The 23,702-nt window shown below is 71.2% G+C and carries 18 protein-coding genes and 1 pseudogene; 16 read left to right on the plus strand and 3 right to left on the minus strand.

The window, feature by feature from the left end:
• Positions 1-88: 88 nt before the first annotated feature.
• Positions 89-553 (plus strand): annotated as a pseudogene (locus MMA15_RS17965) (gluconokinase); the annotation flags it as partial.
• Positions 554-884: 331 nt separating this feature from the next.
• A complete protein-coding gene (locus MMA15_RS17970; RefSeq protein WP_241061030.1) occupies positions 885-2,288 on the plus strand; it encodes a GntP family permease in 1,404 nt (467 codons plus the stop codon).
• 196 nt (positions 2,289-2,484) lie between these two features.
• Here the strand turns inward: MMA15_RS17970 and MMA15_RS17975 are convergent, their stop codons facing one another.
• Both MMA15_RS17975 and MMA15_RS17980 read right to left on the minus strand, forming a co-directional pair.
• Positions 2,485-4,029, minus strand: a complete 1,545-nt coding sequence (locus tag MMA15_RS17975) for a polysialyltransferase family glycosyltransferase (protein ID WP_241063265.1) — start codon at positions 4,027-4,029, stop codon at positions 2,485-2,487.
• Between the two features lie 32 nt (positions 4,030-4,061).
• Positions 4,062-5,048 (minus strand): glycosyltransferase family 2 protein, encoded by a 987-nt coding sequence (locus tag MMA15_RS17980; protein WP_241063266.1) that lies wholly within the window; start codon positions 5,046-5,048, stop codon positions 4,062-4,064.
• 198 nt (positions 5,049-5,246) lie between these two features.
• On the opposite strand from MMA15_RS17980, the gene MMA15_RS17985 reads away from it, so the two are divergent.
• The 13 genes from MMA15_RS17985 to MMA15_RS18045 all read left to right on the plus strand — a co-directional run bounded on the left by MMA15_RS17985 (position 5,247) and on the right by MMA15_RS18045 (position 21,136).
• The gene (locus tag MMA15_RS17985; RefSeq protein WP_372498352.1) at positions 5,247-6,695 is read left to right on the plus strand and encodes a DUF6716 putative glycosyltransferase; all 1,449 of its coding nucleotides are present in this window, start codon (positions 5,247-5,249) and stop codon (positions 6,693-6,695) included.
• A 106-nt stretch (positions 6,696-6,801) separates the two neighbouring features.
• Positions 6,802-8,154, plus strand: a complete 1,353-nt coding sequence (locus MMA15_RS17990) for an acylneuraminate cytidylyltransferase (protein WP_241061034.1) — start codon at positions 6,802-6,804, stop codon at positions 8,152-8,154.
• A gap of 53 nt (positions 8,155-8,207) precedes the next feature.
• Positions 8,208-9,152: an N-acetylneuraminate synthase family protein gene (locus MMA15_RS17995; protein ID WP_241061036.1), complete on the plus strand. Its 945-nt coding sequence runs from the start codon at positions 8,208-8,210 to the stop codon at positions 9,150-9,152.
• A gap of 191 nt (positions 9,153-9,343) precedes the next feature.
• On the plus strand, positions 9,344-10,774 hold the full coding sequence (locus MMA15_RS18000) for a hypothetical protein (protein WP_241061038.1): 1,431 nt from the start codon (positions 9,344-9,346) through the stop codon (positions 10,772-10,774).
• 116 nt (positions 10,775-10,890) lie between these two features.
• Positions 10,891-12,186 carry an amidohydrolase gene (locus MMA15_RS18005; RefSeq protein WP_241061040.1) on the plus strand — a complete coding sequence of 432 codons (1,296 nt, stop codon included), beginning with the start codon at positions 10,891-10,893 and terminating at the stop codon, positions 12,184-12,186.
• Positions 12,187-12,376: 190 nt separating this feature from the next.
• Positions 12,377-12,823, plus strand: coding sequence for a lipocalin-like domain-containing protein (locus MMA15_RS18010; protein ID WP_241061041.1), 447 nt, complete (start codon positions 12,377-12,379; stop codon positions 12,821-12,823).
• Between the two features lie 134 nt (positions 12,824-12,957).
• Positions 12,958-13,995 carry a BMP family lipoprotein gene (locus MMA15_RS18015; protein WP_241061043.1) on the plus strand — a complete coding sequence of 346 codons (1,038 nt, stop codon included), beginning with the start codon at positions 12,958-12,960 and terminating at the stop codon, positions 13,993-13,995.
• A gap of 483 nt (positions 13,996-14,478) precedes the next feature.
• Positions 14,479-16,059 (plus strand): ABC transporter ATP-binding protein, encoded by a 1,581-nt coding sequence (locus tag MMA15_RS18020; protein ID WP_241063267.1) that lies wholly within the window; start codon positions 14,479-14,481, stop codon positions 16,057-16,059.
• The gene (locus tag MMA15_RS18025) at positions 16,056-17,165 is read left to right on the plus strand and encodes an ABC transporter permease (RefSeq protein ID WP_241061045.1); all 1,110 of its coding nucleotides are present in this window, start codon (positions 16,056-16,058) and stop codon (positions 17,163-17,165) included. Before MMA15_RS18020 ends, MMA15_RS18025 begins: the two co-directional genes overlap by 4 nt.
• Complete coding sequence (locus MMA15_RS18030; RefSeq protein WP_241061047.1) at positions 17,162-18,538, plus strand: ABC transporter permease; 1,377 nt, start codon at positions 17,162-17,164, stop codon at positions 18,536-18,538. The genes MMA15_RS18025 and MMA15_RS18030 overlap by 4 nt, the downstream gene beginning before the upstream one ends.
• On the plus strand, positions 18,535-18,948 hold the full coding sequence (locus tag MMA15_RS18035; protein WP_241061048.1) for a cytidine deaminase: 414 nt from the start codon (positions 18,535-18,537) through the stop codon (positions 18,946-18,948). Before MMA15_RS18030 ends, MMA15_RS18035 begins: the two co-directional genes overlap by 4 nt.
• A gap of 160 nt (positions 18,949-19,108) precedes the next feature.
• The gene (locus MMA15_RS18040; protein ID WP_241063268.1) at positions 19,109-20,389 is read left to right on the plus strand and encodes a thymidine phosphorylase; all 1,281 of its coding nucleotides are present in this window, start codon (positions 19,109-19,111) and stop codon (positions 20,387-20,389) included.
• Between the two features lie 156 nt (positions 20,390-20,545).
• Positions 20,546-21,136, plus strand: a complete 591-nt coding sequence (locus MMA15_RS18045) for a Uma2 family endonuclease (protein WP_241061050.1) — start codon at positions 20,546-20,548, stop codon at positions 21,134-21,136.
• A gap of 84 nt (positions 21,137-21,220) precedes the next feature.
• Here MMA15_RS18045 and MMA15_RS18050 read toward each other — a convergent pair whose 3' ends face one another.
• Positions 21,221-22,648 (minus strand): MFS transporter, encoded by a 1,428-nt coding sequence (locus tag MMA15_RS18050; RefSeq protein ID WP_372498265.1) that lies wholly within the window; start codon positions 22,646-22,648, stop codon positions 21,221-21,223.
• 90 nt (positions 22,649-22,738) lie between these two features.
• On the opposite strand from MMA15_RS18050, the gene MMA15_RS18055 reads away from it, so the two are divergent.
• Positions 22,739-23,680, plus strand: a complete 942-nt coding sequence (locus MMA15_RS18055) for a LysR family transcriptional regulator (protein ID WP_241061052.1) — start codon at positions 22,739-22,741, stop codon at positions 23,678-23,680.
• Positions 23,681-23,702: the final 22 nt, after the last annotated feature.

A 23,702-nucleotide genomic window follows, 5' to 3' on the forward strand; every position in this document is an offset into this window, starting at 1 on the left:
AGCCGACCCGGGCGCGGACCCGAACCGGCCCCCGAACCCTGGCCCGAACGCGGGCGCCGAGCCGGGCGCGGGCGGGGTCGTGGTGGTCATGGGGGTCGCCGGTACCGGCAAGACCACCGTGGGAGCGCTGCTGGCCGATGCGCTCGGCGTCGCCTACGCGGAGGCCGACTCCTTCCATCCGCCCGCCAACGTCGCCAAGATGACCGCCGGGGAACCCCTCGACGACGCCGACCGTGAGCCCTGGCTCGACGCGATCGGGGAGTGGGCCGCCGAGCGGGCGGAGACCGGCGGGGTCGTGAGCTGCTCGGCGCTGAAGCGTACGTACCGCGACCGGCTGCGCGCCGTCGCGCCCGACGTCTTCTTCGTGCACCTCACCGGTGACCGCTCGCTCATCGCCCGCCGCATGGAACAGCGGCGCGACCACTTCATGCCGCTCACGCTGCTCGACTCGCAGTTCGCGACGCTGGAGCCGCTACAGGCGGACGAGGCGGGAGCCGCCGTGTCGGTGTGCGCCGACCCGGGCGCCGTGACACGTCGGGCGCTCGCGGTGCTGACCGGGCGTTCGGCGGCGGACGGCCGGATGCCCGATCGCGGTCGCGCCGCCGGTGCCGGTGCGGGTGCCGGTGCGGGCCCAAGTCCCGGACGGGCGGCGGACGATCCCGAGCTGATCGCGGTGCCCGAGGGGTCGCAGGCGGTACGTCCCTAGGCCGCGTTGCGCGTTCCGCGTTCCGCGCTCCCGCACCCGGCCGCCGCACCCGGCACCAGGCGTTCGGCGGCCGAATCCGGAACCGGCCGCCCCGATCTCACACCTGGCCCCCCGCACCCCCACACCCCGCCACCCCCCCAGCCCTCAGAACCCGTACACACGTCGACAAGGAAGAACCGTGCGCCAACTCAGTGCCGAGATACTGGCGGCCGGCCCGGAGCCGGTGGACCCCATCAGCTCAGCGGGCAACCTTCAGCTCGGGCTCGCCGCCCTGGCCGGTATCGCCGTCATCGTCCTGCTCATCACCCGCTTCAAGGTCCACGCCTTCCTGGCGCTGACCCTCGGCACCCTCACCCTCGGTGCCGTCGCCGCCGCCCCGCCGGACAAGATCGTCGAAAGCTTCTCCACGGGACTGGGCGACACGGTCTCCGGGGTGGGCGTCCTCATCGCGCTGGGCGCCATGCTCGGGAAGCTGCTGGCCGACTCCGGGGGAGCCGACGAGATCGTCGACACCATCCTGGCCAAGACCGGCGACCGGGCCATGCCGTGGGCGATGGCGCTGATCGCGGGCATCATCGGGCTGCCGCTCTTCTTCGAGGTCGGGCTCGTGCTGATGATCCCCGTGCTGCTGCTCGTCGCACGGCGCGGCAACTACTCGCTGATCCGCATCGGCATACCCGCGCTGGCGGGCCTGTCCGTGATGCACGGGCTCGTGCCTCCGCACCCCGGGCCGCTCGCGGCGATCGACTCCGTGCACGCGAACCTCGGTGTGACCCTCGCCTTCGGTGTGCTGGTCGGCATACCCACGCTCGTGGTCTCCGGGCCGCTCTTCGCACGCTTCGCCGCGAAGTGGGTGGACGTACAGCCGCCGGAGGGGATCATTCCGCAGCGGGTGTCCGAAGACCTGGAGCGCCGCCCGAAGTTCGCGGTGACGGTGGCCACCGTGCTGCTGCCCGTGGTGCTGATGCTCGCCAAGGCGCTCGCGGACATCGCGATCGGCGACCCGGAGAACACGGTGCAGCGCGTCATGGACGTCGTGGGCTCGCCGTTGATCGCGCTGCTCGCGGCGGTGATCGTGGCGATGTTCACGCTGGGCAAGGCCGCGGGCTTCACCAAGGGGCGGATCACCTCGACCGTCGAGAACTCCCTGATGCCGATCGCCGGAATCCTGCTGATCGTCGCCGCGGGCGGCGGCTTCAAGCAGACCCTGGTCGACGTCGGCATCGGCGAGATGATCCTGGACCTCTCCAAGAGCTGGTCCGTTCCGGCGCTGCTGCTGGGCTGGCTGATCGCGGTCTGCATCCGTCTGGCCACGGGGTCGGCGACGGTGGCGACGATCTCGGCCGCCGGTCTCGTCGCGCCGCTGGCGGGCGACATGTCCACCGCGCAGTCCGCGCTGCTGGTGCTGGCGGTCGGCGCCGGCTCCCTCTTCTTCAGCCACGTCAACGACGCGGGCTTCTGGATGGTGAAGGAGTACTTCGGGATGAGCGTCGGGCAGACGATCAAGACGTGGTCGGTGATGGAGACGCTGATCTCCGTGGTCGCGCTGGTCTTCCTGCTGCTGCTCTGGCTCGTGGTCTAGCGCCTCTGGACGGGAGGCCCGGCGCGGGCCTCATGGCATGGGTGCGTGCGTTCGCCGGACGGGCTGTGCGCTCAAGTGCCTTGCGCCCGCGCGCTGATACGCATGTACGCGTGCGCTCGCGTACCCCGAGACCGGCGGGCCCGCGTCCCTGGTGAGCGGACCCGCCGGCCGTCCCGTGCGGCCGTCGGCCGCCGTCTCAGCCCAGCGCCGCGCGCTTCACCGCCCGTACGCGCCTGGCGGCCCTGCGCACCATCGGCCGCCGCCGAAGGAACGCGAACTGCCGTGGCACACCGCCAGGAAGAGCGAGCGCGGTGAGGCGGCGCCGCTTGAAGTAGCGGCGTGTACGGGAGTCGAGGCGCGTGGAGAGATAGCGCTCCGCGTCGCCGCGCAGCTCCGGGAGTATCTCGGGCTGCATGCAGAAGCCCACCGTCCGCAGCAGGGCAGCCAGCCGGCGCTCGGTCTCCGCGGCGTCCGGGATGCCACCGGGGGCGTGCCGGGGCCGCGAGCCGGAGGCCGTTTCCCCTGAACCGGCGGATGCGGCACGGACGTCGGCCTCCCCGGCGCCCGCCGTCCCCTCCGTATTCGCCGTCCCCTCCGCGTCCGCCGTCTTCTCCGTACCCGCCGTCCTCTTCGCGGCCGTCCCAGGACCGGCCGTCTCCGCGCCTGCCGCCTCCTCGTCCACGTCCGGCAGCAGCGCGTCGACGAGCGTGACCGGCACACGGTTGCTGTTCTGGTACGGCGCGATCCGCTCCAGCAGCAGGCCCGTTCCCGTACGGGCCGCGTGCAGCCCGTAGAACGAGGCCGCCGTCAGCAGAGCCGTCGAGAAGCAGCCCACGACCAGCTCCGGACGCATCTGCTCGTACAGCACCTCAGCCAGCACCGGAGTGTTCAACACCCGCAGCTCGACGCCGAGTTCGCCGGCCTCCTTCTCCAACGCCCGTGAGAAGCGCGGCGGCGCCACGGGATGCGGCTTGAACACCACGCTGCGGTGGCCCAGTTTCGCCGCGCCGCGCAGCATTCGCACATGGAGCCGCTCCTCCTCCTCGGCGGTGAGGATCTCCAGCGCCGACATGTACTGGCCCAGCAGCAGCGCGCCGCCGCGCGGCGCCGACGCCACACTCGGCGGCACGTCCCTCGCCAGTTCCGCGAGTACGGACTTGAAGGCGCCGGTGGGCACGACCTCGCTCGGCACGCCGAACTCCGTGAGCAGCAGCGGCTCCAGGCCCGGCAGCAGATCCAGGTGCAGCAGCCGCCGCACCCGCGAACCCACCAGCGGATCCAGCTTGTTGCGCGTGGGCCCGTAGCTCATCAGGCCGTCCGCGTAGACCTCGATGGGGGCGTCGGGGAACAACCGGGCGACGGCGAGGGCCGGTTCGACCTGGATGGATTCGACGACCAGTTCCACGTCGTCGTCGCCGAGTCCCCACAGCAGCCGTAGATACCGCTCCCACATCGGCACGTCGTCGCCACGGGGCGACCAGCCGCCGGGATGGAAGGGGTGGATGGCCTCGTTCCACGACAGCACCCGGTCGAAGCGGCCCCGCAGGCGCTCGAATCCGGGCATGGTGTCCAGCGCGGGCGTGGTCTCCGGGTTGCCGGCGTTGTTGCTGACCAGCAGCAGCCGGTTGTCGGCCTGGGGTCCGCCATGCCGAAGGTCAGGGGAGAAGCACCCGGCGTCGATCGCGGCGGCGAGCGTCGCGGCGCCGTAGAGGGTCGAGGCGAAGAAGATCTGCGTACGCATGCGGTCGGTCCGTCCTGGAAGGTCTGTGTCGCTCACGCTGCCTCTCCCGCGGCCCGGTTGAGGACGGCTGGGCGGCGGCGCAGCCTGCGCAGCCGGGTCGCGCGTTCGAGGTCCATCGAGTCCAGTGCTCCGGCGAGCACGTCCGAGGGAAGGCGCCGCAGGGCCGCGGCGCTGCGGCGGCGCAACTCCCGCTCCACACGCGGCTGGAACCTTCCGCTCGTCAGATGGTGGGAGATGATCGCGCAGTACGTGCGCACTGCCTTCGGTAGCAGCGCCTCCGCGTCACGGTCCCGTGCGGTCTCGTCCACGACCTGGTCGAAGGCGCGGATGAAGTCGAGTTGGCGTACGTCGCCGATCTGTGTGAGGGAGGAGGCGACGCCGCGCCGGTAGTAGACGCCCGTCATGCCCAGCACGGCGAAGGACTTCGCCTCGCGGTGCAGCCGCCAGATCCACGGGCGGTCCTCCGCGGTGCGCAGCCCGTGAGTGAAGTGCAGCAGGCCGTCGTCCAGCAGCCGCCGGTGGTAGACGCCCGCCCAGGCGTACGCGTAGTCGACGGACGTGGTGCGGCTGGACGGCAGGATCGCCTCGCGCGGGTCCATCACCACGCCGCGGCGGCCGTGCGGGACGCGGGCGATCGTACGGGCGCGTGCGGTGCAGCTCACGTGGTCGGTGCGCACGAAGTCGCAGCCCAGCTTCTCGATGGCGGCGAGCAGCCGGGGATAGTGACCGGGCTCGACCCAGTCGTCGCCGTCGAGGAAGGTGAGATATCTGCCGCGGGAGGCGTCCAGGCCGGTGTTGCGCGCAGTCGCCAGGCCGCCGTTGCTTTCATGGCGTACGAGGACCGCACCGCTCAACTCCCGCTCGGCTTCCGCGAGAATCTCCGGTGTGTCATCCGTCGAACAGTCGTCGACGAGAATGAATTCGATGTCCTCACGCGCATTCGCGCGTAGGCTTCTGATTGCTTCCGGGGCGTAGGACTGCACGTTGTAGAACGGCACGATGACGGAGAGATTGACCACCCGGCCGACGATAAGGGCGCCCCCCGCTCCCTTTGTGGCCTGCGCGGCAATCGACGGTGAACGGCGCATGGCGGGATGGTGAATCCGTTGCCCGGCCGGGTTGTTGGCCGGTGCGCGGTGCGCTGTTAACCATCTGTTGTATTTGCGTTGGGCCGGGCTCCGGAATTGCTTTCTAGCGTCGGAGACGTGCCATCAACCATCCCTCCCGCATCCGGTGAGATTTCCGCGGATTCCGCTGTGCCGGAACGTCCGCTGCGTACCGCGGTGCTCGCAGATTCCGACACCCGCTGGAAATGGGGAGCGCTCACCGCACGCCGTATCGCGCCGGGCGGCACCGTGGACGGGCTGCTGCTGCGCGGGCGCGCGACGCCGACGCCCCGGCAGCTCGCCGAGGTGGGCGTCGACGTGGACTCGCTGCGGGAGACGAGCGGAGCGGCCTTCGTAAGGGAGGCCGCGGACCGCGACGCCTACGACGTGGTGGTGCTGGCCTGCGTCGGCGGTGCGGTGCAGGCGATGCTGCACGGCATGGCGCACGCGGCGGGGGTCGCGAAGCCCCGGAGCGAGGGTGCCGACGGGGCCGGCACGGACAGCGCCTCGGACGCGCACCCGGGCCCGGACGGCGGAGGCGGGGGCGTGCGCCGCCCCGTCACCGTCACCGGCTACGTCGGCGTCGTCTACGAGAAGCTCGCCGACGGACTGCTGCTGCGCCACGGCGCGGACGTCGTGCTCGCCAACTCCCGCTACGACGCCGAGCGTTTCCGCACCGTCTACGAGGGCGTCGGAGCCGACGCGTCCGCCGTGACCGAGGGCGCGCTGCCCTTCCTCGGCGGCTCACGCTACGAAGGCCCCGGCGAACAGCGCCCGTTCACCGTCGTCTTCGCGGCCCAGCCGTCCGTGCCCGCCGGCCGCGACGACCGCGCCTATCTGCTGCGGCGTGCCGCCGAGCACGCCCGCGCGCACCCCGGGCGCGAGGTGCTGATCAAGCTCCGCAGCCGCCCCGGCGAGCACACCACCCATATCGAGGAGCAGCCCTACCAGCGGCTCGCGGACCGGCTCTCAGGCGGGCTGCCGCCCAACTGCCGCCTGGTGTACGGGCACATGGGCGAAGTGCTGGACCGTACGGACCTGCTGGTGACCGTCAGCTCCACCGCCGCCCTCGAATCGCTGCACCGCGCGATCCCCACCGCCGTACTGACCGACCTCGGCGTGCGTGAAGTGCTCGGCAACCACCACTTCCTGGGGTCCGGGTGCCTCGCCTCCTGGGACGAACTCGACGCCGGGCACCTCCCGACGGCCGACCCCGAGTGGACGGCACGGCAGGGAGTGCTCCCCGGCGGCCACTACGAGCGTGCCTTCGACCGGGCACGCGAGCGGGTCGCACGGCTCGCCGCCCGCGACCGGCTGCCTGCCGTCGCGCCGTACTACACGCCCAGGACCGCGCCCGGCTATCTGCCCGGCGTGCTGGCCCGGTACGGGTTCGACGCCGACGGTGCCCTGCTGCCCGGCGCCGCCAAGGCAGCCTCCGCCGGGGCGACTTCGGGGGTGCGAGCGGCCGTGCGCGGTGCCGTGCGGGACGCGGCGCGAGGTGCGTACCGGCACGGCGTGCAGCGCGTGGCACCGGTGATCCGCCGCATGGGGGAGCTGTGACGGGCGCCGTCGGGGCGTGTCCGCCGAGGGGCCGTCCCCGGGCCGTGCGCCGCGCCGTCCGCACCCGCCCGCGCCGCATTCCCCCACTCACAGCCGAGGAGCTGACATGACCGAGTCGTACCGAGCAGGAACCGGGAACCGCCGCGTGCTCGCCGTGATCCCCGCCCGCGGCGGATCGAAGGGCGTACCCGCGAAGAACCTCGCCACCGTCGGCGGCGACCCCCTCGTCGTCAGGGCCGTACGGGCTTGTCTCGGCGCGGAGTTGGTGACCGACGTGGCCGTCTCGACGGACGACTCCGGCATCGCGGCCGCAGCGCGCGCCGCCGGTGCGCAGATCGTGGACCGCCCGCGTGAGATCGCGGGGGACACCGCGACCAGCGAGGCCGCGGTGCTGCACGCCGTGGACGTCTGCGAGTCACGTTCGGGCGCGCCCGTCGACGCGGTCCTGCTGGTGCAGTGCACCAGCCCTTTCATCACGCGTGAGGACATCGACGCGGTGGCGGGGGCGGTCGTCGAGGGCGGGGCGGACAGCGCCCTGACCGTGGCGCCCTTCCACGGCTTCGTATGGCGCGACGGCGCGGACCAGCCCGCTGCGACCGCCCAGGAGGCGTCTGCCGCCACCTCCTCCTCCGCCGCCGCCTCCGCTTCCCGCGGCGGTTCCGGCGCCTCCCTTCCCCGCTCCGGTTCCGCCGCGACCGTCACGCCCGGCGGAACCGCCGAGACCGGCGGCGGCTACGGCGTCAACCACGACAAGTCCTTCCGCCCCCGCCGCCAGGACCGCCCACAGGACCTGCTGGAGACGGGCGCCGCCTACGCCATGGACGCCGCCGGTTTCCGCAAGTGCGGCCACCGCTTCTTCGGACGCACCGAGCCCGTACGTACGGACCCGGCGCGCGTGCTGGAGATCGACGACCCGCACGACCTCGCGCGGGCCCGCGCCCTCGCGCCGCTGCTGGACGAGCCGCGGCCGCGTGCGCTTCCCTCCCGCGACGACGTCGACGCGGTCGTACTCGACTTCGACGGCACCCAGACCGACGACAGGGTGCTGATCGACTCCGAAGGACGGGAACTGGTCGCCGTGCACCGCGGCGACGGACTCGGCGTCGCCGCGCTCCGCCGCGACGGCCTGGATCTGCTGATCCTGTCCACGGAGGAGAACCCGGTCGTAGCCGCACGGGCCCGCAAGCTGCGCATCCCCGTGCTCCACGGCATCGACCGCAAGGACCTCGCACTCAAGCAGTGGTGCGAGGAGAAGGGCATCGGTCCCGAGCGCGTGCTCTACGCGGGCAACGACGTCAACGACCTGCCCTGCTTCAACCTCGTCGGCTGGCCCGTGGCGGTCGCGGGCGCCCACGAGGTCGTACGCGAGGCGGCACGCGCCATCACCCGGGCCCCCGGAGGCGAGGGCGCGATCCGCGAGATCGCCTCCTGGCTTCTGGGCCCTTCCCTGAACCGCTGACCAGGACCTGTAACCCCCCTGAGCAAGATGAGAGTTGGAGGAGAACCGTCCTCATGAGCACCAACCGTCTGCGCACCCTCGGCGAGAAGACCGTAGGCCCGGGACACCCCGTCTACGTCACCGGCGAGATCGGCATCAACCACAACGGCGAACTCGACAACGCCTTCGCGCTGATCGACGCCGCCGCCGAAGCCGGGTGCGACGCAGTGAAGTTCCAGAAGCGCACCCCCGAGGTGTGCACGCCGCGCGACCAGTGGGACGTCGAACGCGACACTCCCTGGGGCCGCATGACGTACATCGACTACCGGCACCGCGTCGAGTTCGACGAGGACGGCTACCGCGCCATCGACGAGCACTGCAAGAAGCGCGGCATCGACTGGTTCGCGTCGCCGTGGGACGTCGAATCCGTCGCGTTCCTGGAGAAGTTCGGGGTGCCCTGCTACAAGGTGGCGTCCGCGTCGCTCACCGACGACGAGCTGCTGCGCGCCATGCGGGCCACCGGGCGCACGGTGATCCTCTCCACCGGCATGTCCACCCCGAAGCAGATCCGGCACGCGGTGGAGGTGCTCGGCAGCGCCAACATCGTGCTCTGCCACGCCACTTCGACGTACCCGGCGCAGGCCGCCGAGCTGAACCTGCGGATGATCCACACGCTGGAGCGCGAGTTCCCCAACGTGCCCATCGGCTACAGCGGCCACGAGACCGGTCTTCAGACCAGTCTGGCCGCCGTCGCCCTCGGCGCCTGCTTCGTCGAGCGGCACATCACGCTCGACCGCGCGATGTGGGGCTCCGACCAGGCCGCTTCCGTGGAGCCCGGCGGCCTCCAGCGGCTCGTACGCGACATCCGCACCATCGAGGAGTCGCTGGGCGACGGGGTCAAGAAGGTCTACGACAGCGAGCTGAAGCCCATGGAGAAGCTGCGCCGCGTCAAGGGCGTCGTCGCCGAGGCCGAGGAGGCCGGAGCCGGCGAGGCCGAGCGCGAGCCGGCTGTGGTCTGACGGAGGCGCAGTGAGCCGAAGCGCACGTGACGGGGCGCGCTCCCGGGCGCGAAGGGAAGGCGGCACGCTCGCCTTCGTGGAGAGCCCGGTGCAGCTCCTCAACGTCCTTGAGTGGGCGCACTCCGCGGCGGTGATCTCCACCGGGGTCTCCCCCGAGGGAGCCGCCGCGGAGGGAGCCGCCACGGAGCGGGGTGTCGCGGAGGGGGCAGTGGCAGGGCCCGGGGCAGGCAGGGGGCGCCGCCGACGGGCGGTGCGGCCTGACCGTGGTCGTGCTCTCGCCCCACGACCCCATGACGCGCGGGCAGTTGCGCAGGGTCGCCGAACTGGCCAGGGACGAGGGCGTCCACGTGCGCTGGGAAGACGCCCGCGGCGGTCCCACGGCGCCGCTCAAGACCGTCGGTTCGCTCGTGCGCGAACTGCGCAGGGCGCGCCGCGTCGTGATCGGCGACCCGTTCTCCCGGTACGTGCAGTTGCTTCTCACGCTCACCACCGCCCGCGACGTCGTCGTGGTGGACGACGGCACCGCCACCATGGAGTTCGTCTCCCAACTCGCGGGCGGCGAACGGCTGGTGCGCTGGCACCGCAAGGGCTCTGCCCCGGCCGGTCCGCACGCGGCGGCACAGGCCGTGCTCTTCGCACCGTTCGCCCGCCGTGCCCGCGCCCGGCTCACCCCTGGGAGTACGGGCAGGAACGGTGGCGAAGCCGGAAGCGGCGCCGGTAACGGGAACGGGCCCGGTACGGACGGGACAGGCGGCGCCGGAGACCGCGGCGGTCCCGGAGGCGGCTCCAGGGTCGGCACCGGAGGCGAGCGTGACCGCCGCGTCGAGATCTTCAGCTCGATGCCGGTCGACGCCTCCGACACCCGGCTGCGCGAGATGGGTGTGGCCGTCACCGCCAACGACTTCGCATGGACGCGCTCCCGCTTCGGACCGCCGCGGCTGACCCGTGGCACCGACCTCGTGGGCACCTCGCTCGTGGAGACCGGAGTCGTCGATCTGGAGCGCTATCTGGAAGGCGTCGCGGCGCTGGCCCGCACCCATGGAGCCACCCGCTACTTCGCCCACCGGCGCGAGAGCAGCGAGAAGCTTCACCGCGTGAAGTCGGCCACAGGGCTGGAGATCGTCCGCCCCGACCTGCCGCTGGAACTGGTCGCCAGGCGCGGCCCCATCGGCCGTACCGTCGTGAGCTTCCCCTCCACGGTCGTGCACACCCTGCCGCTGGCCCTGGCCGGTACGCCGGTCTCCGTGGCGGTCTGCGAGGTGGACCGCACCTGGTTCACGCCGGCCGCCTCCCCGCGTGCGGAGGGCTTCCTCACGGGAGTCACCGACAGCGCGCGCCGAGTGCGCAGGCTCGGCGGTACGGAGGTGCCGGGAGCGGCCGAGGCGGTGACCTCGACAGCCGCCGGTACGGAGGGCACGCGAGGACCGGCCGAACCCTCCGCCGACTCCGCACCGGCTACCGCAAGCGGAACGCCCCCCGGAACCGGAACGGGCGCAACCGGAGGGGGCGGAACATCAGCGGCCGGAAACGGAACGACTGCGTCCGGACAGACCCCCGAACCCCGCGCCCAGAGACCGTCACGAACCTCCTGCCGTAAGGAGGCCGGCCGAGCAAGCGCCTAGGTATACCCACCACCATCCGGACATAATCGCCGGCCCAAAAAATTTTTGTCGCCTACGGGACTGACATTTCCGAGATCGGCTGTATGGGATGGCCGGAATACGCCTACCCTTCGGATATGAACAGAGTCCTGTCCCCTGAGCCTGAGGTGGACCCGACCGGCGAAGCAGCAGTCGAAGCAGCCCTGCTGGGCGTGGTTCCCGAGCTGCCCGGAAGACTTCCCGACGCGCTTCGCGAGGAACTGGTCGCATTCAGACGCGACCTGCACATGCATCCGGAACTGGGCAACCAGGAGTTCCGCACCACCGCAGCGATCAAGGCCCGCCTGGAGCAGGCAGGGCTGCGCCCCCGCACCCTGCCGATGGGCACCGGTCTCGTCTGCGACATACACCCCGGCCTCGCCGAGCGCTGGGACGGTGTCCGGCCGATGCTGGCGCTGCGCGCGGACATCGACGCGCTCCCCATCCCCGACACCAAGTCGGTGCCCTACCGTTCGACGGTTCCGGACCGGGCGCACGCCTGCGGACACGACGTGCACACCACCGTGGTGCTCGGCGCCGGGCTCGTTCTCGCCGATCTGGCCCGAGCGGGTCATCTCACGCGTTCCGTAAGGCTCCTCTTCCAGCCCGCGGAGGAGGTGCTGCCCGGCGGTGCCACCGACGCCATCGACGGCGGCGCGCTCGACGGCGTCGGCCGTATCGTCGCCGTCCACTGCGACCCCCGCGTCGACGCGGGACGCATCGGGCTGCGTCCCGGCCCCATCACCTCCGCTTGCGACCGCGTCGAGGTGAAGCTCAGCGGCCCCGGCGGCCACACCGCACGTCCCCATCTGACGACCGACCTGGTCACGGCCGCGGCGAAGCTCGTGACCGAGGTCCCCGCACTGCTCTCCCGCCGGGTGGACGCCCGCGCCGGAATGGCCCTCACCTGGGGGCGCATCGAATCCGGTCACGCGTGCAACGTCGTCCCGCAGCGCGCCGAACTCTCCGGCACGCTCCGCTGCCTCGACCTCACGGCATGGCGCGAGGCGCCCGACCTGGTGCACGCCGCCATCGACGAGACGGCCACGCTGCACCGGGCCAAGTCGGAGATCACATACGTCCGTGGCGTGCCGCCGGTCGTCAACGAGGCGGAGACGACAGAGCTGTTGCGTACGGCGATGACGGCACGCCGTGGCACGCCCACCGTCGAGGACACCGAACAGAGCCTCGGCGGTGAGGACTTCTCCTGGTACCTGGAGCATGTGCCGGGCGCGATGGCCCGCCTCGGCGTCCGCAGGCCGGGCGACCGGCACGCACGCGACCTGCACCAGGGCGACTTCGACGTGGACGAGACGGCGATCACGGTCGGGGTCGAGCTCTTCACGGCGGTGGCACTGCTGGACACGCCCGCGCCTTCGGAGCCGGGGGCCTAGCGCACGGGCCGAGGCCCGTCTCACGTCCGATGCCCCTGATGGGCCCGCCCGTTCGACGGCCGGGCCCATCAACCGTCTCCCGGTCTACGGCTGTTGAGCGCCCGCGCCTGTGCGCGTACCCGAACCGTCGCGCCCGTCGAGCCGTACGGACGGTTCACCGGTCGCCTCAGCGGACGGTTCAATGACGTCCATGACGAAGACGCGCGAAGTCCGCGCCCTGCTGCTGGGGGCGTGGAGCCTGGCGAGCTGGGAGGCGTCCGGCACGGACACGACCGTCTTCCGTCCGCTGGGCGACGACGGCATAGGACAGCTCATCTACGACGGCAGCGGGCGGATGTCCGTCCAACTCTCCGGCGTGGGCCGCCCCTTGTTCGCCGACGAGGACTGGCTGCGTGCCCGCCCGGACGAGATCGTGGCGGCGTGGCCGGCCTACTTCGCCTACTTCGGCACGTTCACCGTGGACACGGAGAGCGACCCGGCGACGGTGACCCATCACATCGCCTCCGGCACCTTCCCCAACCTCGCCGGCACCGACCAGGTGCGCACCTGCCGCTTCGCCGACGGCGACCGTCGGCTGACCCTCGGCGCCGAGAGCGCGTGGGGCAGCGTGCGCATCGTCTGGGAACGCGTCCGCTGACGCCGGACCGGGCTGTTCGCACCGATCCGATAACGGCATTCCCCGCTCCCCTTTACGTGAAATCTACGCGCGTTAATGTGTGCCCGAAGCCAGCGCCGGAAGAGGCGCTTCCATGAGCCGAAGGGGACGTCCTCTTGCGTCGGGTAACCAAGCTTGCAGCCGCGGTCACCACCACCGCGGCCCTCGCCCTGACCGCCACCGCGTGCGGTGAGAGTTCGACAGAGTCGGCCGCCAAGAAAGACAAGGGAGTCGGCCTGGCCTTCGACGTCGGCGGTCGTGACGACCACTCCTTCAACCAGGCGGCGGCGCGCGGCGTCGACAAGGCGAAGAAGGATCTGGGCGTCAAGTTCAAGGAGATGACGGCCAGCAACGACGAGACCGAGGCCGACCGCGAGCAGCGCATAACCTCGCTCGCGGAGGCCGGGTTCAACCCGGTCATCGGCGTCGGCTTCGACTACGGCAAGTCCGTCAACAAGGTCGCGAAGAAGTTCCCCAAGACCACCTTCGGCGTCGTCGACTCCCCGTCGGAGCAGAAGAACGTCGCCGGTCTGGTCTTCGCGGAGCACGAGGCGTCCTACCTCGCCGGTGTCGCCGCCGCGAAGAAGACCAAGACCAAGGAGGTCGGCTTCATAGGCGGCGTCAACAACGCGCTGATCCAGAAGTTCCAGGCGGGCTTCGAGCAGGGCGTGAAGGAGACCGACCCGAAGGTCAAGGTCACTTCGCAGTACCTGTACCCGACCAACACCAAGGGCTTCAACGACCCGGCCGCCGCCAAGGACAAGGCCAAGGGCATGCTCGACGCCGGCAACGACGTGATCTACTCCGCGGCCGGCCAGTCCGGTGTCGGCTCGATCGAGGAGATCAGCAAGAAGAAGGGCACCTGGGCGATCGGGGTCGACTCCGACCAGTACACCCAGCCCGGTCTCGCCAAGTACAAGGACGCGATCCTCACCTCCGCCGTCAAGAACGTGGACGTGGCCGTCTACGACCTGATCAAGAGCGTGGAGGACAAGAAGCCGATGAAGGGCACCACGTCCTTCGACCTCAAGGAGGACGGCGTCTCGCTCGCGACCTCCGGCGGCTTCATCGACGACATCCAGAAGGACATCGACAAGGCCAAGAAGGAGATCGTCGACGGCAAGATCAAGGTCAAGGACACCCCCGGCAAGTGAGCGCTCCCGCCGGCCGGGACTTCGAGTTCCGGCCGGCGGCGGCGGTTCCGTCCGCGGGGCGGGCGGTGCACCGGAGTCCGGGCTCGGGCGTATCCACAGGCGGCCACCTGCGGATACGCCCGTGAACGTCCCGTACGGCCCTCGGGCGGCACTCGTGTACGGAGTCCAGGGGCGGCGTCCAATGGGCGCGGCGCCCACGAACGGCGTCCACGGGCACCGAGTTCACGGGTACGGCACGGGCACCGGGCGAGGCCACCGGGCCCGCGTTCATGGGCGGTCCGGAGCGGCACCGGCCTGAGTGCGGCAGCGTCCGTACGGCCGGGGCGCGCACGGAGCGACGGGGGCTTCCAAAAGAGCCCAACCCCCCCACCGAGCAGCGGCGTTTCAGGAGAGTGCGTCATTACAACGTCCAGCAGCAGCCCCCCGGCCGCGGCCGGTGCGGCGGACCCGGAGAGCGGAGCGGCCTCCCGGCCGGCCGTCGAACTGCGCGGCATCACCAAGCGGTTTCCGGGCGTCGTCGCCAACCACGACATCGACTTCGCCGTCGGCCGTGGCACCGTGCACGCCCTCGTCGGTGAGAACGGCGCGGGCAAGTCGACCCTGATGAAGATCCTCTACGGCATGCAGAAGCCGGACGAGGGCACCATCACCGTCGACGGCGAGAAGGTCTCCTTCACCACGCCCGCCGACGCCATCGCCCGCGGAATCGGCATGGTGCACCAGCACTTCATGCTCGCCGACAACCTCACCGTTCTCGAGAACACCGTGCTGGGCGCCGAGGGGCTGTACGGCATCGGCACCCGCGCCCGTAAGAGGATCAAGGAGCTGTCGGACGCGTACCGGCTGGGCATACGTCCCGACGTGCTCGTCGAGGACCTGGGCGTCGCCGACCGGCAGCGCGTGGAGATCCTCAAGGTCCTCTACCGGGGCGCCCGTACGCTGATCCTCGACGAGCCGACGGCGGTGCTCGTACCGCAGGAGGTCGACGCGCTCTTCGAGAACCTCCGGGAGCTGAAGGCCGAGGGCCTCACGGTGCTGTTCATCTCGCACAAGCTGGGCGAGGTGCTCTCCGTCGCCGACGACATCACCGTCGTACGGCGGGGCACGACCGTCGCCTCGGTGAAGCCGGGGGAGACCACGCCGAAGCAGCTCGCCGAGCTGATGGTCGGCAGCGAACTGCCCTCTCCCGAGACCCGCGAGTCGACGGTGACGACCACGCCGATGCTGACCGTCGACGGGCTGCGGCTGTCCGCGACGGACGGCGACGGGCAGGCGCGATCGGTGCTCGACGGCATCGGGTTCACCATCCACAAGGGCGAAGTCCTCGGCGTCGCTGGCGTGGAGGGAAACGGGCAGGCCGAACTCGTCGAGGCCGTCATGGGGATGCGCGAGCCCGACGAGGGCACCGTCACCCTCGACGGCGAGGACGTCACCGCACGCTCCACACGTGAGCGCCGCGAGGGCGGCATCGGCTACATCCCCGAGGACCGCCACCGGCACGGGCTGCTGCTGGAGGGCACCCTCTGGGAGAACCGCATGCTCGGTCACGTCACCGAACGGCCCAACAGCAAGGGCAAGTTGCTGGACATCGCGGGCGCACGCACGGACACCAAGCGCATCGTCGCCGACTACGACGTCCGTACGCCCGGCATCGAGGTCACCGCGGCCTCGCTCTCCGGCGGCAACCAGCAGAAGCTGATCGTCGGCCGCGAGATGAGCCACCATCCCAAGCTGCTGATCGCCTCACACCCCACGCGTGGCGTGGACGTGGGCGCACAGGCGCAGATCTGGGACCAGATCCGGGAGGCGCGTCGCGAGGGCCTGGCCGTGCTGCTGATCTCCGCCGACCTCGACGAGCTGATCGGGCTGTCCGACACGCTGCGCGTGATGTACCGCGGGCGGCTCGTCGCGGACGCCGATCCGGCCACGGTCACCCCTGAGGAGCTGGGTTCCGCGATGACGGGCGCCGCACGCGGCCATCTCGAACACACCGAGGACGGCGACGTTCAGGACTCGGTGCGCGACGCCGTTCCGGGACAGCGGGAAGGAGGCGATGAGCGGTGAAGAAGTTCGACAAGGACCGGCTGCTTCTGGCGCTCGGCGCGCCCCTGCTGGCGATCGTCGCCGCGCTCGTGATCACGTCGGGCGTCATCATGACGACCGGCAAGGACCCGTTCCACGCGTTCTACGTGATGCTCGACTTCGGCTCGAAGAGCGACAGCCAGGTCTGGATCATCAACAAGGCCATTCCGTACTACCTTTCGGCGGTCGCCGTCGCCATCGGCTTCCGCATGAACCTCTTCAACATCGGGGTCGACGGCCAGTACCGCATCGGGGCCTTCTTCGCCGCGGTCGTCGGCGGCTCGCTGACGCTGCCCGGCATCATCCAGATCCCGCTCGTCATCGCCGTGGCGATGGTGGTCGGCGGAGTCTGGTCCAGCATCGCGGGGCTGTTGAAGATCACGCGGGGCATCCACGAGGTCGTCACCACGATCATGCTGAACTTCATCGCGGCCTCCACCATCGGCTTCTTCCTCCAGGACGGCAGGCTCGCGGAGAAGGACGGCAACCTCTTCCACACCCCCGACCTCCCGTCCTCCAGCCACTTCTTCACCATTCCGACCGACCCGGACCCGATCTACGGGACGATCGTCATCGGCGTACTCGTGGGCGCCGCCTACTGGTTCGTCCTCGGCCGCACCCGCTTCGGCTTCGACCTGCGGGCCGTGGGCCGCTCGGAGTCGGCGGCGTCCGCCAGCGGCGTCAGCGTGAAGCGGATGGTCGTCACGTCGATGGTGCTCTCGGGCGTCGTCGCCGGCCTGGTCGGCATGCCCACGCTGCTCAACGCCTCGTACAACTACGGCACCGACTTCCCCGCGGGCATCGGCTTCACCGGCATCGCCATCGCGCTGCTCGGACGCAACCACCCGGTGGGCATGGCGCTCGGCGCCCTGCTGTGGGGCTTCCTCGAACGCACGGGCACACAGCTGGAGTTCGAGGAGTACGCCCAGGAGATCGTCGGCGTGATGCAGGGCGTCATCGTCCTGTGCGTCGTCATCGCATACGAGGTCGTACGACGCTACGGGCTCCGCATGCAGCAGCGTCAGGTCGGCGAGGAGCTGGCCGCCCAGGCCCGTAAGAGCGAGAAGAAGGCGGAGGTGTCCGCGTGAGCACGAACATCACTGCCAAGGCCGACGGCGAAGGGACCGGACCCGGAGCCGGGGCCCGGGGCGCCGCGGGCGCGAACGGCAAGGGCGACGGCCGCAGTGCCGGGAACGGCAACGGCACCGCTGCCGGCCGTAAGCCGGGCGACGCCAAGCGCAAGCTCTCCTATCCGGTGGTGCTGCTGATCATCGCCGGTGGGCTGGTGGCGCTGTCGCTGCTGCGCATCGTCACGGGCGCCGACGAAGTCACCTCCAGCGGCCAGTATTCGAGCGCGCTGGCGGCGGCCGTGCCCATCGGCCTCGCGGGGCTCGGCGGGCTGTGGTCGGAACGAGCCGGCGTCATCAACATCGGCCTCGAAGGCATGATGATGCTCGGCACCTTCGCCGCGGGCTGGATGGGCTGGCAGCACGGCCCGTTGGTCGCGGCGCTCGCGGGCATCGTCGGCGGAGCGCTCGGCGGCCTGATACACGCCATCGCGACCGTCACCTTCGGCGTGGACCACATCGTCTCCGGTGTCGCGGTGAACATCCTGGCGCTGGGCGTAGTGCAGTTCCTCGCGAAGCTCTGGTTCGGAGCGGAGGGCAGCGCCGCCGCGGAGGCGGGCGGCAACGACAAGCAGTCGCCGCCGATGGAGGACATGCCGGTCTTCACCGTGCCGGGTCTGGCGGACGGACTTCAGGCGGTGGAGAAGCACCACTGGTTCCTCGTCTCCGACCTGGCAGGCATCCTCGGCGCCTTCGTCAGCAACGTGTCGTGGCTGACGGTGCTGGCCGTGGCGCTCTTCGCGGGCAGCTTCTTCGCGCTGTGGAGGTCGTCGTTCGGGCTGCGGCTGCGCTCCTGCGGCGAGAGCCCCGTAGCCGCCGAGACCCTCGGGGTCAACGTACTGAAGTACAAGTACGCGGCGGTCACGGTCTCCGGTGCGCTGGCCGGACTCGGCGGGGCCTTCCTCGCGATCGGCGTGCACATCTACCAGGACCAGCAGACGGGCGGACGCGGCTACATCGGCCTCGCCACCATGATCTTCGGCAACTGGCGTCCGGGAGGCGTCGCCATGGGCGCGGGCCTCTTCGGCTTCATGGACGCGCTCCAACTGCGCGCCGGAGGGCCGACGGTGCACGCCCTGCTGCTGCTCGTCGCCGTGCTGCTGGCGGCGCTCGCGCTGTGGAAGCTGCGCAAGGGCGGCATCGTGCAGGCGGCGCTCAGCGGCGTGATCGCCGTGGGCCTGCTGGTGTGGTATCTGATGACGGACACCGTCCCCCTGGAGTTCGTCGAGATGAGCCCGTACATCACCACCCTGCTGGTGCTCTCGCTCGCCGCGCAGCGGCTGCGACCGCCCAAGGCCATCGGCAAGTCCTACCGCCGGGGGCAAGGCACATGACGACTGCCCCGGTCGGCTCCGCGGATGTCGACTGGGCGTCGCTTCGGGCCGTGGCCCGGGACGCGATGTCCCGGGCCTACGTCCCCTACTCCGGATTCCCGGTCGGCGCGGCGGCGCTGGTCGACGACGGGCGCACGGTCCACGGCTGCAACGTGGAGAACGCCGCGTTCGGCGTGACGCTGTGCGCCGAGTGCGGCCTGGTCTCGTCGCTGATCGCATCGGGTGGCGGCAGGCTCACCGCGTTCACCTGCGTCGACCGGCACGGCGATGTGCTGATGCCGTGCGGACGCTGCCGTCAACTGCTGTGGGAACACGGCGGCCCCAAGCTGCTGATGGAGACCGCGAGCGGCGTCCGTACGCTGAACGACCTGCTGCCGGACGCCTTCGGCCAGGCCGATCTGCAACGCTGAGACTGCCGCACCGGGCACCGCACCGGGCAGCACCGCGCCGTGCCGCAAGAGCCCGGCGCATCACGCTCGTGGGCACCACCGTCCGCGCATCCGACCCCGCCCTACGGCCTGTCCTTACCCGCAGGGCGCTTCGCATGAAGGAGACTTCCGCTCTATGTCCATGGACGTCATCTCCGTCATCCGTACGAAACGGGACCGCGGCACGCTCACCGACGAGCAGATCGACTGGGTCGTCGACGCCTACACCAGGGGCGAGGTCGCCGACGAGCAGATGTCGGCGCTGGCGATGGCGATTCTCCTCAACGGCATGTCACGCCCCGAGATCGCCCGCTGGACCGGGGCGATGATCGCCTCCGGCGAGCGGATGGACTTCTCCGGCCTCGACCGGCCCACCGTCGACAAGCACTCCACGGGCGGCGTCGGCGACAAGATCACCTTGCCGCTGGCGCCGCTGGTGGCCGCCTGCGGTGCCGCGGTTCCGCAGCTCTCGGGCCGCGGTCTGGGGCACACCGGCGGCACCCTCGACAAGCTGGAGTCCCTGCGGGGCTGGCGCGCGTCGCTCGGCAACGACGAGATGCTGCGCGTCCTGACGGACGTGGGCGCGGTCGTCTGCGCGGCGGGCAGCGGGCTGGCACCCGCGGACCGGAAGCTCTACGCACTGCGCGACGTCACCGGGACCGTCGAGTCGATCCCGCTGATCGCCAGCTCCATCATGAGCAAGAAGATCGCCGAGGGCACAGACTCGCTGGTGCTCGATGTGAAGACCGGCTCCGGGGCCTTCATGAAGTCCGTGGACGACGCACGCGAACTGGCCTCCACCATGGTCGAGTTGGGCAACGACCACGGAGTGCGCACCCGTGCGCTGATCACCGACATGGCCACGCCTCTCGGCGGCACCGTCGGCCACGCCCTCGAAGTACGCGAATCCGTCGAGGTACTGGAGGGCGGCGGCCCCGCCGACGTCGTCGAACTCACCCTCGCCCTCGCCCAGGAGATGCTCACCGCCGCCGGACTGCCGGACGCCGACCCGGGCAAGGCCCTCGCCGACGGCACCGCCATGGACCACTGGCGCCGCATGATCGCCGCCCAGGGAGGCGACCCGGACGCCGAACTGCCCACCGCGCGGGAGCAGCAGCCCGTCATGGTCCCGGCGTCCGGCACCCTCACCAGGCTCGACGCCTACGCGGTGGGCGTCGCCGCCTGGCGCCTCGGCGCGGGCCGCGCCCGCAAGGAGGACCCCGTACAGGCGGGCGCGGGCATCGAACTCCACGCCAAGCCCGGCGACCCCGTCACGGCGGGACGCCCGCTGATGACGCTGCACTCGGACACCCCGGAGACGTTCCAGTACGCACTGGAGGCGCTGGCGGGCGCGTTCGACATCGCCCCGCAGGGCACGGAGTTCGCGATCACACCGATCGTGCTGGAGCGTGTGACGGGGTGACGGTGCGGGTGCGGTGCTCGTGCCGCTGACGGCGGGTGCCGGTGCCGGTGCCGTCAAGCCGCGCGACGTTCACTTTCGGGTGAGGGTGGCCGGTAGCGCCCTGCTCGTCCCTTTCGGCATGCTGGAGTCGGTGACGTACTGATGAAGGAGACCGCCATGAGCGCACTCACCGTCGACCACGGCCCGGCCGGAGGCCAGGAGTGGGACGACCTGGTCCAGGTCTGGGAGCAGACCGACGGGCCCGAGGGCAGCAGGGTGGAGATCATCGAGGGGATCGTCACCGTGTCGCCCGCGCCCGCCAACAGCCACAACAGCATCGCGTGGAAGATCCAGCGCCGTCTGACGGCCGCAATCCCCGAGGACTGGGGCATCTACCAGACGCTCGGCGTCGCCGTCCCCTCGCGCAGCGGTCTGTTCATTCCGGACCTGGCGGTTGTCCCGGAGGCCGCGCTGAACGAACCCGGCAACTACGTCCCCGCCGCCGCGGCCGAGTTGATCGTGGAGATCACCTCCCCCTCCAACGCGGGCCACGACCGGATCAGCAAGCCCGCCGCCTACGCACAGGCCGGAGTGCCGCTCTACCTGCTTGTGGACGGCCACGCCCCCGCAGGGCCGACCGTCACCCTCTACGGGGAGCCGACGGGCGACGTCTACCGCGTTCACACGGCGGTCAAGACCGGCGAGGAGATCAGGCTGCCCGCGCCGTTCGAACTCACCCTGGACACCGGGGACTTCCCCGCCGAGTGACATCCGGCCCGACCCGCCGGGGACCGCGCTCCTCAAGCGCGTACCGCGTCGTGCTGTGACCCATAACCCGCAACCCGTGACCCCTCAGGCCCGTGCCTCCCGAAGGCGCCGCCGGTGGACGGCCGCCGCGCTGCGGGTGCCGTAGAACGTCACGCCCGTGGCGAGGACCATCGCGGCCAGCGTCATCGTCACCGTCGCCGCCCAGCCCCCGGCCGCGAAGGCCGCCGCACCCAGGGCGCCGCCCAGTGAACTGCCCGTGTAGTACGTCATCTGGTACAGCGCCGACGCCTGTGCGCGCCCGCTTGTGGCCGTGCGGCTGACCGAGCCGGAGGCCACCGTGTGCCCCGCGAAGAAGCCCGCCGTGATCAGCACGAGCCCGGCGACGACCGCCGCCAGGCTGTCCATGAGGCTCAGCAGCAGTCCCGACGAGGCAGTGACGATGCCCGCGTAGATCGTGCCCCGACGTCCCAGTCGGGCGTTGAGGCGGCCCGCCGCGGCCGAAGTCGCCGTGCCCACCAGGTAGATGACGAACACGGAGCCCACGAGGCCCTGTGAGAGACCGAAGGGCTCGGCCGTCAGGCGGTAGCCGATCACCGTGTAGACGCCGCCGAAGACGACCATGAACAGCAGGCCGATGGCGTAGAGACGTGCCAGCAGCGGGTCGCGCAGATGTGCCGAGACCGTACGGGCCAGGCCCCGTGCGTTCAGCGCGCTCGGCCGGAAGTGGCGGGCCCTGGGCGCCAGCAGCCGGAACGCCGCCACGCACAGCAGCGATGACACCGCGACGGCGGCCAGTCCCATGCGCCAGCCCCACGCCTCGGTGACCCAGCCGGTGAGGACGCGTCCGCTCATGCCGCCGACGCTGTTGCCCGCGACGAACAGGCCGGTGGCGCCGACCAGATGTCTGCCGCGCACCTCGTCGGCGAGATACGCCATGGCCGAGGCCGGTACGCCCGCTATCGCCGCGCCCTGGAGGGTGCGCAGCGCGATCAGCGTGCCCATGTCCGGTGCGAAGGGCACGGCCAGGGCGAGCGCCACGGCGACCGACATCGACGCCGTCAGCATCCGGCGCCGCCCGAAGCGCTCGGAGAGGGCCGCCAGCGGCAGCACCGCCAGCGCCAGGCCGATCGTCGCGCCGGAGACCGTCCAACTGGCAAGGCCCGGATCGGCGTCGAGATCGCGGGAGATCTCCGGAAGCAGGGCCTGCGTGGAGTACAGCAGCGCGAAGGTCGCCAGCCCCGCGGCGAAGAGGGCGAGCCGCATCCTGCCGTGGCCGGGGTCGCCGGGGCTCAGCTTCGTCGCGTCGCCGTCGTCGCAGTGGTCGGAGCCTTCGGCGCGGGTGTCGCGGTCGGCCCGCTCTGCGCGGGCAGCGCGATCGTCACGGCGGTCGCGGTGGCGGTGGCGGTCGCGGTCGTCGCCAGAGTTGTGGCCCGGGGCCGGGCGGAAGTCGGGGGCGTTTGCGTCGGTGGCGGCGCCCGTATGGACGGACGCCCCGGTATCGGCGGATGGCATGCTTCGACGCTACGATTCCTCCACTGATGCGTCCAATGCACAGAACCAGCTCAACCGTTCCCCTCGTGCATCACTACTGCTGAGGCGGTCATGTCACCGGCACGCAACGAGAAAGACATCTCTGTCACATCGGACTGGGGAGCCTCGCTCACCCCGCGGCTGGCACAGTTCGCCGCCGTCGCCCGGCACGAGCACGTCACCCGTGCCGCGGCCGAACTCGGCGTCCCCCAGTCCACGTTGAGCCGCGCGATCACCCGGCTTGAGCACGATCTGGGCGTCGCGCTCTTCGCCCGCCACGGCCGCACCGTCTCCCTGACGCCCGCCGGGCGCACCTTCCTGGCCTCCGCGGAGCGGGCCCTCGCGGCGGTCGAGCAGGCCGCCGAGTCCGTACGGGCGGACGCCGACCCCGCGAAGGGCAAGGTCGCCTTCGGCTTCCTGCACACGCTCGGCTGGGAGACCGTCCCCGTGCTCATCCGTGCCTTCCGTGCCGAACACCCGCGAGTCCGCTTCGCACTCGTGCAGAACTACGGGGAGGCCATGCTGGAGCGGCTTCGCGCGGGCGAGCTCGACCTGTGCCTCACCTCGCCCGTACCGGAGGCGCCCGACCTGGTGGCACGCCGCCTCGACGAGCAGCGGCTGCGCCTCGTCGTACCCGACGACCACCCTCTCGCCGGCCGCCGCCGCGTACGTCTCGCCGAGGCCGCGGACGAGCACTTCGTCACCCTGGAACGCGGCTACGGAATGCGCCGCATCCTGGAATCCCTGTGCGCCGAGGCGGGATTCACCCCGCGGGTCGCCTTCGAGGGGGAGGAGGCCGAGACGATCAGGGGACTGGTCGCCGCGGGCCTCGGCGTCGCCCTGCTGCCCCCGCCGACCGTGCCGCGTCCCGGCGTGCGCGAACTGACCGTGACCGCGCCGCGCGCCGTGCGCGAGATCGGTGTCGCCTGGCTCGCGGGGCGCCCCGACACGCCGCCGGTAGCCGCGTTCAAGGGCTTTCTGCTCAGCCGTCGCGGGAGGCTTCTCCCGGGGTGACGACCGGCATACGTACCAGGAG

The organism is Streptomyces marispadix (assembly GCF_022524345.1).
GTDB lineage: Bacteria > Actinomycetota > Actinomycetes > Streptomycetales > Streptomycetaceae > Streptomyces > Streptomyces marispadix.

Excerpts from the sequence above, each read along its gene's own strand:
- MMA15_RS18005 (WP_241061040.1), top strand. The coding sequence starts at position 10,891 with ATGAACAGAGTCCTGTCCCCTGAGCCTGAGGTGGACCCGACCGGCGAA.
- MMA15_RS18050 (WP_372498265.1), bottom strand. The coding sequence starts at position 22,648 with ATGCCATCCGCCGATACCGGGGCGTCCGTCCATACGGGCGCCGCCACC.
- MMA15_RS17975 (WP_241063265.1), bottom strand. The coding sequence starts at position 4,029 with ATGCGTACGCAGATCTTCTTCGCCTCGACCCTCTACGGCGCCGCGACG.
- MMA15_RS17995 (WP_241061036.1), top strand. The coding sequence starts at position 8,208 with ATGAGCACCAACCGTCTGCGCACCCTCGGCGAGAAGACCGTAGGCCCG.
- MMA15_RS17990 (WP_241061034.1), top strand. The coding sequence starts at position 6,802 with ATGACCGAGTCGTACCGAGCAGGAACCGGGAACCGCCGCGTGCTCGCC.
- MMA15_RS18045 (WP_241061050.1), top strand. The coding sequence starts at position 20,546 with ATGAGCGCACTCACCGTCGACCACGGCCCGGCCGGAGGCCAGGAGTGG.
- MMA15_RS18035 (WP_241061048.1), top strand. The coding sequence starts at position 18,535 with ATGACGACTGCCCCGGTCGGCTCCGCGGATGTCGACTGGGCGTCGCTT.
- MMA15_RS18010 (WP_241061041.1), top strand. The coding sequence starts at position 12,377 with ATGACGAAGACGCGCGAAGTCCGCGCCCTGCTGCTGGGGGCGTGGAGC.
- MMA15_RS18055 (WP_241061052.1), top strand. The coding sequence starts at position 22,739 with ATGTCACCGGCACGCAACGAGAAAGACATCTCTGTCACATCGGACTGG.
- MMA15_RS18040 (WP_241063268.1), top strand. The coding sequence starts at position 19,109 with ATGGACGTCATCTCCGTCATCCGTACGAAACGGGACCGCGGCACGCTC.